At 37.0% G+C, this 14,640-nt stretch carries 10 protein-coding genes; 9 read left to right on the top strand and 1 reads right to left on the bottom strand.

Going from position 1 to position 14,640, the window contains the following annotated elements:
• Positions 1-243 precede the first annotated feature (243 nt).
• The 5 genes from BW983_RS11120 (at position 244) to BW983_RS11100 (ending at position 7,466) form a co-directional block, all read left to right on the top strand.
• Positions 244-1,659, top strand: coding sequence for a PSP1 domain-containing protein (locus BW983_RS11120; RefSeq protein ID WP_076552024.1), 1,416 nt, complete (start codon positions 244-246; stop codon positions 1,657-1,659).
• Positions 1,652-2,116, top strand: coding sequence for a gliding motility lipoprotein GldH (locus tag BW983_RS11115; protein WP_076552023.1), 465 nt, complete (start codon positions 1,652-1,654; stop codon positions 2,114-2,116). The genes BW983_RS11120 and BW983_RS11115 overlap by 8 nt, the downstream gene beginning before the upstream one ends.
• Before the next feature lie 6 nt (positions 2,117-2,122).
• The gene (locus tag BW983_RS11110; protein ID WP_076552022.1) at positions 2,123-4,501 is read left to right on the top strand and encodes a transglycosylase domain-containing protein; all 2,379 of its coding nucleotides are present in this window, start codon (positions 2,123-2,125) and stop codon (positions 4,499-4,501) included.
• A gap of 75 nt (positions 4,502-4,576) precedes the next feature.
• A complete protein-coding gene (locus tag BW983_RS11105; protein WP_076552021.1) occupies positions 4,577-6,118 on the top strand; it encodes a protein adenylyltransferase SelO in 1,542 nt (513 codons plus the stop codon).
• Between the two features lie 70 nt (positions 6,119-6,188).
• The gene (locus tag BW983_RS11100; RefSeq protein WP_228408999.1) at positions 6,189-7,466 is read left to right on the top strand and encodes a DUF6080 domain-containing protein; all 1,278 of its coding nucleotides are present in this window, start codon (positions 6,189-6,191) and stop codon (positions 7,464-7,466) included.
• 56 nt (positions 7,467-7,522) lie between these two features.
• On the opposite strand, the gene BW983_RS11095 is transcribed toward BW983_RS11100, so the two are convergent.
• Entirely contained in the window at positions 7,523-8,080 is a 558-nt protein-coding gene (locus BW983_RS11095; protein ID WP_076552020.1) for an SPOR domain-containing protein, read from the bottom strand.
• 184 nt (positions 8,081-8,264) lie between these two features.
• Here BW983_RS11095 and BW983_RS11090 point away from each other — a divergent pair, with 184 nt between their 5' ends.
• The 4 genes from BW983_RS11090 to BW983_RS11075 are packed head-to-tail and all read left to right on the top strand — an operon-like array spanning position 8,265 to position 14,640.
• Positions 8,265-9,623, top strand: a complete 1,359-nt coding sequence (locus BW983_RS11090) for a c-type cytochrome (RefSeq protein ID WP_076552019.1) — start codon at positions 8,265-8,267, stop codon at positions 9,621-9,623.
• A gap of 23 nt (positions 9,624-9,646) precedes the next feature.
• Positions 9,647-12,709 (top strand): TAT-variant-translocated molybdopterin oxidoreductase, encoded by a 3,063-nt coding sequence (locus BW983_RS11085; protein ID WP_076552018.1) that lies wholly within the window; start codon positions 9,647-9,649, stop codon positions 12,707-12,709.
• A gap of 25 nt (positions 12,710-12,734) precedes the next feature.
• A complete protein-coding gene (nrfD, locus tag BW983_RS11080; RefSeq protein WP_045491788.1) occupies positions 12,735-14,132 on the top strand; it encodes an NrfD/PsrC family molybdoenzyme membrane anchor subunit in 1,398 nt (465 codons plus the stop codon).
• Positions 14,119-14,640, top strand: coding sequence for a DUF3341 domain-containing protein (locus BW983_RS11075; RefSeq protein WP_045491790.1), 522 nt, complete (start codon positions 14,119-14,121; stop codon positions 14,638-14,640). The genes nrfD and BW983_RS11075 overlap by 14 nt, the downstream gene beginning before the upstream one ends.

Genomic DNA, 14,640 nt, shown 5'->3' with positions numbered 1-14,640 from the left:
AAAATTGGAATTGAGAAAGAAAAACTATAAATGAAAATTTTATCTGGTAAAACTTTTTAAATCTTGAGAAACAGCAAAACAATTATTTCTTTAAAGTACTCATAACTTGTTTTCTACCAGACCAAAACTTCTATCCATTCTTAAAATACAGAAATGTTTTATCCGAATTCAGGTTATTTCAGTATTTTAGAATTGCATAAAGATAAAAATACATAAATTTGCAAGATTATAAATAATAGTAATATGAGTTGTGGATGTAAAACATCCGGCGATTCTGCACATTCTTGCGGTCCTAAAAAAACCGCAACTGGTTGTGAAAATGTAAATACCTGCGGGAATAGTTATAAATTAAGTGTTTTTGACTGGCTTTCTAACATCAACAATCCGGCACCAAACAGGTGTGATTTTGTAGAAGTTAGATTTAAAAATGACAGGAAATCGTTTTATAAGAATGTAAATAATATTCCTTTACATATAGGTAGCGTAGTTACAGTAGAATCTAGTCCGGGACACGATGTAGGCGTAGTAAGCCTTACGGGAGAATTAGTAAAAATTCAGATGAAAAAGAAGAAATTTTCTGAAGAATTGGCACTTAAAATATACAGACAAGCCAACCAAAAGGATCTTGAGGTATGGCAGGAAGTTAGAAAAAAAGAAGACGCAGTAAAGCTGGAGGCTAGAAAAATAGCTCAAAGAATTGGTCTTGAAATGAAAGTTACAGATGTTGAATATCAGGGTGATTCTTCAAAGATCACGTTCTACTACACAGCTGATAACCGAGTAGATTTCAGACAATTAATCAAAGATTACGCAGGAGCTTTCAGAACAAAGATCGACATGAAGCAGATCGGGTTCAGACAGGAAGCGGCAAAAGTAGGAGGAATCGGATCTTGTGGACGTGAACTTTGCTGTTCAACATGGCTTACAGATTTCAGATCTGTAAACACTAATGTGGCAAGATACCAACAATTAAGCATTAACCCTCAGAAACTTGCGGGACAATGTGGTAAGCTTAAATGTTGTCTTAACTACGAACTTGATAGCTATCTGGATGCATTAAGCAACTTCCCTTCTTCGTCTACCACTCTGGAAACCGAAAAAGGAAAAGCATTTTGCATCAAAATAGATGTCTTTAAAAAGAAAATGTGGTTTGCCTACGTTGAAAGCTCTATCGCTTGGTATGACTTTGATATTGATCTTGTTAAGAAATTAATTTCAAAGAATAAAAGAGGTGAAAAAACACTTCCTTTAGAAGACCTGAAACAACCTGAGACATCACACCAAAGCATTGATCTTATTCAGGAAAATAATGTGGACCGTTTCGAAAAGAAAAACAGAAACAATAGAAACAGAAACAACCAGAATAAGCCAAATAATAACAATCAGGGACAAGGAGCGCAACCTCAAGGACAAGGACCAAAGAAAAACAGACCTGAAAGACAAGAGAGACCTAACAGATCTGAAAAGCCTGAAAACCCTATTGCTAATGCTAATTCCGGAAATCAGCCGAGACAACCCAAGCCACAGCAACAGCCAAAAGCACCTGTGGAAAAGGTAAAAGCTGAAACTAATCCTGGTACAGAGAAAGCACCACAAAGCAACCCGAACAAGAAAAAATTTAAAAAGAAATATCCTCCCAAAAAAGATAAAAATGAGTAAATTTTTAGGATTACTGACCTTTATTCTTTTCTTTAGCTGCAACTCTTCTTCAGGAGAGGATGTAATCATGAATTCCGTTGACAATAAGTGGAATAAGAAAAGTGAACAGAAATTTAATCTTGAAATTTCAGATCCGCAGAATCCTAAAAATATTATATTTGTCGTAAGAAACAACAACAATTATCCTTATAGTAATATAAGATTTATTGTGAATTTCACAAACCTACAGAGCAAGAAAAAGGAAACAGACACCCTGAATTATGTTCTGGCAAAACCAAACGGAGAATGGCTTGGTACAGGCTTTGGTGATACGAAGGAAACATTGTTTCAATACAAAGTAAATTACAAATTCCAAGGTAAAGGAAAATATGAAATTGATCTTACACAGGCAATGAGAAATGATAACCTTCCGGGAATTGAGGATGTTGGGATAAAAATAGAAACGGCTAAACCGTAACCATAAATGGAAGAAAACAAAAAAAATGCAGGAAGCAAGGGGAAAACATTTCCTCTGCCTCCCAAAAAAAAGAAAGATACCTCCTGGAAAAAATGGGTTTCATTTATTTGGATTGCACTCATTGCGGTAGTTTTAGGAGTTTCAGGACTTTTCTTTTCTGTTTCTCAAGGATTCCTTGGAGAAATGCCAGATGTAAAAGAACTTGAAAACCCGGACATCTTTGTTGCTTCTGAAATTATTTCTTCAGACGGGGTAACATTAGGTAAATTTGAGAAAGAAAAAACTCAGCCTATCGTTTATAAGGATCTTCCTCCTTACCTTATCTATGCCCTTCAGGCTAAAGAAGATGAGCGTTTTAAAGAGCACTCAGGAATTGACTTATACTCAGTTGCCAGAGCCGTAGTGTACGGTGGTGGTCGTGGTGGTGGATCTACCATTACTCAGCAGCTTGCTAAACTTCTTTTCACAGGAACAGCTTCTCAAAACAAATTTGAAAGAGCATTTCAAAAGTTAAAAGAATGGGTAGTGGCAGTAAGTCTTGAAAAAAGATATACTAAAGAAGAAATTATCACTCTTTACTTCAATAAGTTCGACTTCTTATTCAATGCAAACGGTATTGAAATGGCATCAAGAGTTTACTTCAATAAGAAAACTTCTGAGCTTACATTACCGGAAGCTGCAACTTTTGTAGCAATGCTTGAAAACCCAAGAAAAAACAACCCTTACAGATATCCTGAAAGAGCAAAGGAAAGAAGAAATGTGGTATTGGATCAGATGCAGAAAACCGGATATATCAATGCTGAAACTTATGAAAAAGCAGCGAACACTCCTATTGAAGTAGACTTCCACCCTATTAAGAGCATTACTGACGGATATTCCGCTTATTATAAGTTCTATCTTAGAAAAGAGATTGATAAATACCTTGAATCTCACGAAAAAGAAACAGGTAAAAAACTTAATCTTTACAAAGACGGTTTAAAAATCTATGTTACTCTTGATTCTAAAATGCAAAAATATGCAGAAGAAGCAATCAAGGAGCACTTAACTGATCTTCAGAAAAGATTTGATGCTGAACAAAGAGGAAGAAAGAACAGACCTTTCTATTACCTTACAGATAAACAAATCAAAGATGTAATGGTTCAGGCAATGAAAAGAACCGGACGTTACAAACTGTTAAAAGCTGATGGCATGCCGGATGATTCCATTATGATGGAATTCAAAAAGCCTATCAAAACTTCAAGATTTACATGGAATGGTGAGGAAGAGGTTGAAATGTCACCTTGGGACTCTATCAGATACCACAAACAAATTGCACAGGCAGGTTTAATGTCAATGGTTCCAGGAACCGGAGAGATCAAAGCTTGGGTAGGTGGTATTGACTGGCAACACTTCCAATATGATCACATTAAACAAGGTAAAAGACAGGTAGGATCTACCTTCAAGCCTTTCGTATATGCAACAGCAATTATGAAATTAGGCATGACACCTTGTTCTACAGTTTCCAACGGAACATATGACCACAACGGATGGCATGTACCGGGAAGAGGAGGAATGCTTACATTAAAAGATGGTTTAGCACACTCTCAAAACCCGATTGCAGCAAGACTTATTGAAATGACAGGGGTAGATGCCGTTATCCAGACAGCAAGAGATCTAGGAGTAACGGAAGATATTCCTAGAAACAATACCATCGCCTTAGGTTCATCAGATATTACAATCTACGAAATGCTAGGTGCCTACAGTACCTTCGCAAACTACGGTAACCACAACAAACCGGAAATGATCTGGAGAATTGAAGATGCCAATGGTAGAGTTATCAAAGAGGTAAACGTAGAGCCTAAAGAAGTAATGAACCCAATGTATGCCTACACAATGATCGAATTGATGAAAGGTGTTGCACAATACGGTACTGCATCAGGAGAACTTGGAAGAAGAGGAATCTCAAAAGCAGTTGAAATTGCTGCCAAAACGGGTACTACACAGAATAACTCAGACGGTTGGTTCATGGGTATTACACCAAAACTGGCAACAGGAGCTTGGGTTGGATGGGAAGACAGAGCAACCCACTTCTTCGGAACCGGTGAAGGACAGGGTGCGAGAATGGCATTACCAATCTGGGCAATCTTCATGAAGAAAGTTTGGGCAGACAAAACACTGGGAGTAACTCCTGATGATAAGTTTATCAAGCCTTCTGACTGGAAAGACGGCTGTTCAAACCTTAAAGGACTAGGCGGCGGATACGGCGATGACGGAAGTCTTCAAACGATTGACGAGATCAAAAATCCAAGAGCAGCAGACCCTACTCCCAAGAAACCTACAGAAAAGAAAGAAGAAAACATCAATGAAAACCTTCATTCTAACGATGAGGTAGACTTCAATAAATAAATTCTCTTTTAGATATACATAAGACCTTTCAATAATTTGGAAGGTCTTTTCTTTTATAATTAATACCTTTGATGTATGAATATCGAACGCATCCAACAGCCTTTCATCAAAATATTTCCAGGAGACACTTCCAACAATCCAATGCAGAGAAATACTCCAAAAGTTTTATTCTCTACAATTAAGCCGGCCGGCTTTGAAAAACCACAGCTAATAGCTTTTAATGAAGCATTATCAGAAGAAATAGGATTAGGAAAGTACGAAAAAAAAGACCTTGATTTTCTCGTTGGAAATCATCTTCCTGAAAATATTCAGACCTATGCTACAGCCTACGCAGGACATCAGTTTGGAAACTGGGCAGGACAACTTGGAGACGGAAGAGCAATTTTAGCGGGAGAGATTACAAATGATGCAGGAAAAAGAACAGAAATCCAATGGAAAGGAGCCGGCGCGACACCTTATTCCAGACATGCAGACGGAAGAGCCGTTCTCAGATCTTCGGTAAGAGAATATCTGATGAGTGAAGCAATGTTTCATTTAGGAGTTCCTACAACAAGAGCTTTAAGCCTTGCATTCACAGGTGAAGAGGTCGTTCGTGATATTATGTATAACGGAAATCCTCAATTGGAAAAAGGAGCAGTAGTCATAAGAACAGCTGAAAGTTTTCTGCGCTTTGGTCATTTTGAACTCATGTCTGCCCAAAGAGAATACAACACCCTGGAAGAATTGCTGGATTTTACCATTGAAAATTATTTTCCTGAAATTACTTCCACAGACTCCCAAAAATACAAGGACTTTTTTGAAAATATCTGTACCCGAACTGCCAACCTTATGGTAGAATGGTTCAGAGTAGGATTCGTACACGGTGTTATGAATACCGATAATATGTCCATTTTAGGATTAACGATCGATTATGGTCCTTATTCAATGATGGATGAATATGATTTAAATTTCACACCAAATACCACCGATCTTCCGGGAAGAAGATATGCCTTTGGAAAACAAGGACAGATTTCCCAGTGGAATCTTTGGCAACTCGCCAATGCACTCCACCCTATGATCAAAGATGAAAAATTTTTGGAAGACACTTTAAACAGATATGGAAATTATTTCTGGGAAGCCCACGACAAAATGCTTTGCAGAAAATTCGGCTTTGATGAACTGAAAAAAAACGATGAAGAATTTTTCACCAACTGGCAGGGATTGATGCAGGAACTTCAATTTGACTACACCCTATTTTTTAATCAATTGGAAAAATTAACTTCAAACGTTGACATCAAAGAGCATTTCAGTAATGCTTCCTACACTTTTTTGAATGAAGAAAATAGTAATAAACTTAAAAACTTCATTGAAAGCTACGAATCACGATTGAAATCTAATACAATTTCAAGAGAAGAATCTCTAAAAATGATGGAAAGATCGAATCCAAAATTCACTTTGAGAAATTATCTTCTTTATGAATGCATTGAGGAAATTGAAAACGGAAAAACAGAACTGCTTGAAAAATTAACCAAGGCGCTTAAAAATCCATATCAGGAGTTATTCCCTGAGTTTTCCTCCAAAAGACCTTCCGGTTATGATGACACAGCGGGGTGCTCTACTCTTTCTTGCAGCTCTTAGTAATTAACAATATTAATAAAACCACCTACTTTGGTGGTTTTTTATTTTACTTTTGCAAAAAATTTGACCCGTGTCTCTTATCAAAACAAAATTCATTCATTTTTTCAGGTTGGTTTTCCCATCCTCCTATACAGAATTAGCTGTTTTCCTTTTTTTCATTACCTGTTATGGAATTTTGGGTTCTTACATTGCTGTCCATTACAGAATCATCTTTGACAGCAGAATTCCATGGGATGCCTATTTCAGCTTTGATAACAAATCAATTCTAATGACCGGAGGTAGTTTTGAAAGACACCCGCTCTCTTATTATTTTTTCAATTGGATCAGAGAATTCTGTCTTTTCATATCAGGTGGAAAAATGGATGTAAATTTCAGACTTACATTAGCTTGGTTGAGCAATATTATCATTACGTTAAATATTGTTCAGATCTTTAAATACCTAAAGAACATTATCCGGCTTCCCTTATTTTACAGTCTTTTGATTACTTTATTCTTCGGAATATTTTCAACAAATATTATTCTTTCTTTTACTCCGGAAAATTTTACTTACACCCTATTTTTCCTTTCACTTTACAATTACTACGCTGCCATAAAGCTAAAAAGGGAACAAAAAATACCTGCAGGAGCACTATCAATGGCAAGTATTACGATCGGGGGACTTACCGTTACAAACATTGTAAAAGTTTTTATTCCTGTATTATTTGAAAAAGAACTTTTTAAAGATTGGAAGAAAATAGCAAGCGCCATTTTAAGAGGATCAATCGCTATCATCATATACGCATTACTCTATCTCAACAGAATTGATTTCAAGTATCAGAATATCTTTTCAAAGACAAACCAACAATATGAAAAGTTTTCCAATGTAGAGTCTATGCCAACCTGGGACATGATTATTTCTTTCTTTTTCGGAGGCAATATATTATTTCCGAGTTTCATTATTTCAGACAAGCACAATATGAAAGGATTTCACTTTAAAGCTCTTTATATGGACCTTTATTCATCAGTATTTCCTTATATTTTTGTATCCGTAATATTACTGCTGGTAAGTTGGAGTTATATAAAGAATTTTAAAAATAAATGGGTGCAGATAATCGCCATTTCATTTTTCATAGACATCATCATTCATTGCATCATGAGATTCGGGTTGCATACTTCTTATATCTATGGCGGACACTTCGTTTTCGTATACCCAATACTCATAGGATGGCTGTTCTACACTTACAGATCATCATCAAAAATGACTGCATTCTTAACTTTAACAGTCAGTATATTATTCGTCTATTTACTTTCAAATAACATCACTAGAATGTCAGAATTTTTTTGGTTTTTAGAAACTTATTATCAATAAAAAAAAGCTGAGAAAATTCTCAGCTTTTATATTTCTTACACCTAAATTTATTCATTCTATTTTGCTTCAGCACAGAAAATTCTATATTGTACAGCAACCGCAGATTTGAAGTATTCTCTGATTCTTGAAAGATCTCCAGAAGCACTTTGTTTAGTGAAATAACTTCCTGCCAGAATTTTATAATTCGGTCTTAAAGAAGCATCTGTTTCTACTTTCAGATTAGGAAATCTCTTCCTGAAATAAGACTTTACTTCGTTTGCTTCTTCATTACTTTTCACCGTTGTAATCTGAATTTTATATCCCAAAATTCTAGGATTTTTCTTACAGATTTCAGCGTTAGTCAATTCCCTATTCGGTACATAAATCTTTGGAGGTTTGGTAATCGCTCCTGAAGAGATAGCAGAATCATTATTGCTATAATCTTTGGTGGAATTATTTGTAGCCACCTTAGAACATTTGCCTTCGATTCCTTCCAAGGCTGCACTTATTTTAGAATCCATTGTCATGACAAGCTCCGTTCCTGAAAGCGTATCTTTTTTAACAACCTGCTGGGCTTCAATACTATAAAAACCAAATAATGATAATATCGAAAATATTTTGATCAAATTTCTCATTTAAACTTGTTTCCGCAAATTTATACAAATTAAAAAACTATACCAAACAGGTTATTTAGAATCAATACAAATTAAACGTAAATGATATTTTCCCTTTTAGATATGCCGTTAAATTTCTGTTAAAAATATTATTTTTGCGGAATTGATTGAATGTTCAATAATTTACTAACATAAGATAATTTAAATGATTAGTTGGAGAAAGCATTATAAAAAAACGTTGATCGCAATAGGCTTATTGCTATCAACCAGTGCTTCATTTTACGGGCAAGACGGCGATCCTAAAAACGGAGAGAAACTTTTCAAAGCGAATTGTACTGCATGTCACGCGCTGGACAAACAAGTTGTAGGACCTCCATTAAAAGGGGTTGTAGAACGTGTAAAGACAGAAGGTGGTGTAGACAAAGATTGGCTTCACAAGTGGATCAAAGACAACAAAGCTCTTAGAGCTTCTGGGGATAAATACGCCAATGAGATTTTTGAAAAGTATAATAAGACTGAAATGCAGGTCTTTCCAAATCTTACAGATAAGGATATAGACGACATTTTAGCTTTCACTACTAATCCACCAGCTCCGGAAGAGAAAAAAACGGAAGCAACTCCTGCAGCTGGCGCTGATACAGCAGCTCCTGCAGACAAATCTACTACAAACATTGTAATCATTTCCTTATTAGCAATCGCTGGTTTATTAGTTTGGATTTTGGTGAAACTAAGACAATTAGTGAAACTGGGTCAATCTGAAGAACTGACAGGGCTTAACGAAACGAGAGTTCGTTCGTTCAAGGAAATGTATGAGAAGTTCCACTATGTAGGAAAAGGATTAATAGCTATTCTTGCTATTCTTGCTGCTTACGGAGTTTGGAACTGGCTAATGTGGATCGGTGTTTACAAAGGTTATAAGCCTGAGCAGCCTATCTACTTCTCACACAAAATCCACGCTGGAGAACAAAAAATTGACTGTCAATTATGTCACTCTAGTGCTAAATACGGAAAGGTATCTGAAATTCCTTCTATGAACGTTTGTATGAACTGTCACAGAACAATTTCTGAATACAACGCAGATCACTACATGGAGCCAGGAAAAGATAAGGCATTCTATGATGGAGAAATCCAGAAGATCTATGCGGCTACAGGTTGGGATCCTGCGAAACAACAGTACACAGGAAAAACACAACCGGTTGAATGGACAAGAATCCACAACATGCCAGACTTCGTTTACTTCAACCACTCTCAGCACGTAATTGCTGGTGAACAAGCGATCATCAATTCTTTCAACAAAAAGAATCCTAACAACAAAATTGATGTTGTATGTAAAGCTTGTCACGGAAAAATTGATACAATGAATGTTGTTCAGATGGCTAACGACTTTACTATGGGATGGTGTATCGAGTGCCACAGAACGACTGAGGTTGATATGAACAACGGTTATAATAAAGAGTACTTCAAGAATCTACACGACAAGTTGAAAAAACAATATCCACAAGATGGAGGTAAAATCACGGTAGATGCAATTGGAGGTCTTGAGTGTGGTAAATGTCATTATTAATAACTAAAAAATTAGAAGTATAAATGGCTTCAAACAAAATACAATTCAGAAGTATTCATGAACTTAAAGATCCAGCTTTAAATAATAAGCTGGCTCAGAAAGAGTTTCAGGAAGAAATTCCGGTAGAAGATTTCCTTGGAGATGCTGAGACAAACGGATCAAGTACTTCAAGAAGAGATTTCCTTAAATTACTAGGATTCTCTACAGCAGCAGTAACATTAGCTGCTTGTGAAGCTCCGGTAATCAAAACGATTCCTTATGTGGTAAAACCGCATGATATTATTCCGGGAATCCCTAATTATTACGCTTCAACATATTTTGATGGGTTCGACTTTGCTAGTGTTTTAGTAAAAACTCGTGAAGGTAGACCAATCAAGATTGAACCAAACCCAGCTGGTGGTGATTTAGGTAAAACTAACGCAAGAGCTCAGGCAAGTGTACTTTCTCTTTATGATAACGATAAAGTAAAGCAGCCTAAACTAGACGGTAAAGATGAAACTTTCGATAAAGTAGATAGTTTTGTTATTAAAGGTCTAGAAGAAGCAAAAGCGTCAGGCAAAAAGATTGTGGTTCTATCACACTCTTTTGCTTCACCAACTTTCAAAAAGTTATTTGCTGAATTCAAAGCAAAATATCCTACAGCTGAATTAGTAACATTCGATGCTTTCCCTTACTCTGCAGGACTAGATGCTGCTCAGGAAGTATTCGGGCAAAGAGCATTACCTGTTTATGACCTTAACGGTTCTGAATTGGTAGTTTCTTTCCAAGCTGATTTCTTAGGGGACTATAACGCATCAAGCTTAGAGTCTTCTTATGCAGCAGCTAGAAAACCGGGAGCAAACATGTTGAGACACATCCAAGTGGAAGCTAACATGTCATTAACTGGTGCTAATGCTGACTCAAGATATAGATTAAAACCAAGTGCAGTAAACAAAACATTAGTTGAAGTTTACAATGCAATCGTAGGTGGTGGTACTTCTGATAAGACTGCTACTGAAATTGCAAACGAATTGAAAGCAAAAGGTAGCAAGGCTGTCGTTTTCGCTGACGGTTCTAAAGGAGCACAGGTTTTAGCTCACTTAATCAACCAAAAATTAGGTTCAGTAGCTTTCACAGGTAAAGCAAACTTCCTAAAAGAATTCAACGGTGCAAGATACCAGGAATTCCTAGGATGGGTAAACGGTGGACAAGTTGGTGTATTAATTACAAACAACGTAGATCCTATCTATGCTCATCCAAAAGGAGAAGACTTCAAAAAGTCTTTATCTAAAGTTCCTTACGTAATCGCTGTTGCTGATAAGAAAAATGAAATGTACAAAGCAGCTAAGGCTGTTATCCCAGTTGCTAACTGGTTAGAGTCTTGGGGAGATATCGAACCACAGACTGGAGTATATTCATTAATGCAGCCTACGATCCAAAAGATCTACAAATCAAGACAGATTGAAGAATCTCTATTGGTATGGAAAAATGGTAAGAACAATGCTGCAAATAACTACTACGATTATTTAAAAGCAAACTCTGCTTCTCTTTTAGGTGGTACTTCTTTCAACAAAGCATTATACAACGGTATCAATCCTTCTACTAACTCAACAACATTATCTTATGCAGGTGGAAACGCTGCACAGGCTGTTGCTGAATTAGGAAACTTCAAAGCTTCTGAATTAGAATTAGTATTATACACTAAGACTTCTATGGGAGACGGAACTCAGGCAAACAACCCTTGGTTACAAGAATTACCTGACCCGATCACTAGAATGGCTTGGGATAACTACTTGACAATTTCTCCAAAAGACGCAGAAAAGTTTGCTATTGATAACGATCTTAACGCAAGAATGCAGTTAGATGGTTCTATCGTAAACCTTACTGTAAACGGAGTTACAATAAAAGACGTTCCTGTATTCGTACAGCCAGGTCAAGCAGAAGGATCAGTAGGTCTTGCTCTTGGATATGGTAAGAAAAACTCAGGAGCTACAGCAGATACTGGTGTAAATGCTTATCCTCTATTCGATGGTTCTAACCTTGCTATTTCAGGTGTTAAAATTGAGAAAACAGGAGAAGATCACGAGTTCGCAGGTATCCAGCTTCAAAATACATTAATGGGTCGTTACGAAATCGCTAAAGAAGTTCCTTTAGCTGAATTCATCAATGTACCATTTGATGACGAGCACAAAGGATGGAATAAACCTTTGGAATACCACACAATCAGTGGAGCTCTTCCAGCAAGAAAGATCGACCTTTGGGATGCATTTGATGATACTGACGGTCCTCACTTCAACTTATCTATCGACTTGAACTCTTGTACAGGTTGTGGAGCATGTATCATTGCTTGTCAAGCTGAGAACAACGTTCCTGTAGTAGGTAAAGAAGAAGTAAGAATGTCTAGAGATATGTATTGGTTAAGAATTGACCGTTACTATTCTTCAAGACAGAAAGTAGAAGTATATGAAGGATTAAAAGAAGGAATGGCTGTACCTGAATTGTATGGTACTGCATTCAACAAAGACGGAGGTGCATTAAACCACCCTGCTGATAATCCGGATGTAATCTTCCAACCAGTAATGTGTCAGCACTGTAACCACGCTCCATGTGAAACTGTATGTCCGGTAGCGGCTACTTCACACGGTAAGCAAGGTCAAAACCATATGGCTTACAACAGATGTATCGGTACTAGATATTGTGCAAACAACTGTCCGTACAAAGTAAGACGTTTTAACTGGTTTACTTATAACCTAAATGACAAGTTCGATTACAACATGAACAACGATTTAGGAAGAATGGTACTTAACCCAGACGTAGTTGTAAGAACTAGAGGGGTAATGGAGAAATGTTCAATGTGTATCCAAATGACTCAGAATACAATTCTTGAGGCTAAGAAAGAAGGAAGAAGAGTGCAGGATGGAGAATTCCAGACAGCTTGTTCTAAAGCTTGTTCTACTGGTGCAATGACATTTGGAGACATGAATGATAAAGATTCTTCAATTAGAAAGGTATATGCCTCTAACAGAAGATATTATTTACTTGAAGAGATCGGAACAAAACCAAACGTGTTCTATCACACTAAAGTAAGAAACAGAGTAGAAAAATAAAGTTTAAATAATAAATAGGTAAAAAATGTCAGGACATTACGAAGCTCCGATAAGGGAACCTCTAATTATTGGTCACAAAACTTATCACGATATCACAGAAGATATTGCACGACCTATCGAAGAAAGAGCAGGTAAATTATGGTGGATTTCATTATATGCAGCCTTAGTTCTATTCATCTATGGATTCGGATGTATCGCTTATACTATCGGAACAGGTATTGGATCATGGGGGCTTAACAGAACTATTAACTGGGGTTGGGATATTACCAACTTCGTATGGTGGGTAGGTATCGGTCACGCCGGAACCCTAATCTCAGCGGTATTATTATTATTTAGACAGAGATGGAGAATGTCTGTAAACAGATCTGCAGAGGCGATGACGATCTTTGCGGTTGTACAGGCAGCAATCTTCCCTGTAATTCACATGGGTAGAGTTTGGGTAGGATACTGGGTATTCCCATTACCAAACCAATTCGGTTCTCTTTGGGGGAACTTCAACTCTCCTCTACTTTGGGACGTATTTGCGATCTCTACGTATTTCTCTGTATCAACTGTATTCTGGTTTATGGGACTTATCCCTGACTTTGCAATGATCAGAGATAGAGCTAAGACTCCTTGGACTAAGAAGATTTATACTTTCCTTGCATTCGGTTGGGGTGGTAAAGCAAAACACTGGCAGAGATTCGAAGAACTTTCTTTGGTTCTTGCAGGTTTAGCAACTCCACTTGTATTCTCAGTACACACAACCGTATCTTTTGACTTCGCGACTTCAGTAATTAAAGGATGGCACTCAACTATCTACCCTCCTTACTTCGTTGCTGGTGCGATCTTCTCAGGATTTGCAATGGTACAAACACTATTGTTGGTTGCTAGAAAAGTATGTCACTTAGAAGAATATATTACAATGTATCATATCGAAATTATGAACATCGTAATCGTACTTACAGGTGGTATGGTAACTGTAGCTTATGCTACTGAATATTTCATCGGATGGTATTCAGGATCTAGATTTGAAGACTTTACTTACCTTTCTCCAGGTGCTGCAGTAGGACCTTACTGGTGGGCATTCTGGTCATTGATTATCTGTAACCTTGTGGTTCCTGCTTCTTTCTGGTTCAAAAAAGCTAGAACGAACATTATCTGGACATTCATTGTTGCATTGATCATCAACATCGGTATGTGGTTTGAGCGTTTTGATATCATCGTTATCAACCTTTCTAGAGACTACTTACCAGGATCTTGGACAATGTTTAAGCCAACGATCATTGATGTAGGTGTATACTTAGGAACTATCGGATTCTTCTCTGTATTATTCTTATTATATGCAAGAACATTCCCTGTAATTGCACAGGCTGAATTAAAATCGATTTTGAAAATCTCAGGTGAAACTTATAAAGCAAAAGAAGGAGATGAGCACCACTAAAATTGTATACGGACTTTATGCTGACGACGACGATTTAATGAACGGCGTTAAAGCATTCAACGATAAAGGAATCGCAATAAACGAGGTTTATACTCCGTTTCCGGTTCACGGACTAGACAAAGCTTTAGGGTTAAAGAAAACCAGAATTTCTGATGCAGCTTTCATCTATGCTTGTTATGGGGTTACCATTGGTGCTACAATAACTTGGTATGTGATGAATCATGACTGGCCTCAGAACATCGGTGGAAAACCTGCTTTTGACTGGGCACACAACATGCCGGCATTCGTAGTTCCAATGTTTGAATTAATGGTATTCTGTGCAGCTCACATGATGTCTTTAACTTTCTTAGTTAGAAACAAAATGTATCCAGGAGCTCCAGCTCAGAATCCTGATCCAAGAACTACTGACGATAAATTCATGATGGAATTCGTAACTGAAGATGTAGAATCTGTAAAGCAGTTGCTAATTGAAACTGGAGTTGAAGAAATAACTGTTAAAGACGCTTAA

This window comes from Chryseobacterium ureilyticum (assembly GCF_900156735.1).
Taxonomy (GTDB): domain Bacteria; phylum Bacteroidota; class Bacteroidia; order Flavobacteriales; family Weeksellaceae; genus Chryseobacterium; species Chryseobacterium ureilyticum.
Note: the sequence above shows the minus strand (reverse complement) of the source record. Positions and strands in the feature narration are given on the sequence as shown.

What these genes read in the sequence shown, in the direction of transcription:
- BW983_RS11120 (WP_076552024.1), top strand. Translation starts at nt 244, where the DNA reads ATGAGTTGTGGATGTAAAACATCCGGCGATTCTGCACATTCTTGCGGT.
- BW983_RS11115 (WP_076552023.1), top strand. Translation starts at nt 1,652, where the DNA reads ATGAGTAAATTTTTAGGATTACTGACCTTTATTCTTTTCTTTAGCTGC.
- BW983_RS11110 (WP_076552022.1), top strand. Translation starts at nt 2,123, where the DNA reads ATGGAAGAAAACAAAAAAAATGCAGGAAGCAAGGGGAAAACATTTCCT.
- BW983_RS11105 (WP_076552021.1), top strand. Translation starts at nt 4,577, where the DNA reads ATGAATATCGAACGCATCCAACAGCCTTTCATCAAAATATTTCCAGGA.
- BW983_RS11095 (WP_076552020.1), bottom strand. Translation starts at nt 8,080, where the DNA reads ATGAGAAATTTGATCAAAATATTTTCGATATTATCATTATTTGGTTTT.
- BW983_RS11090 (WP_076552019.1), top strand. Translation starts at nt 8,265, where the DNA reads ATGATTAGTTGGAGAAAGCATTATAAAAAAACGTTGATCGCAATAGGC.
- BW983_RS11085 (WP_076552018.1), top strand. Translation starts at nt 9,647, where the DNA reads ATGGCTTCAAACAAAATACAATTCAGAAGTATTCATGAACTTAAAGAT.
- nrfD (WP_045491788.1), top strand. Translation starts at nt 12,735, where the DNA reads ATGTCAGGACATTACGAAGCTCCGATAAGGGAACCTCTAATTATTGGT.
- BW983_RS11075 (WP_045491790.1), top strand. Translation starts at nt 14,119, where the DNA reads ATGAGCACCACTAAAATTGTATACGGACTTTATGCTGACGACGACGAT.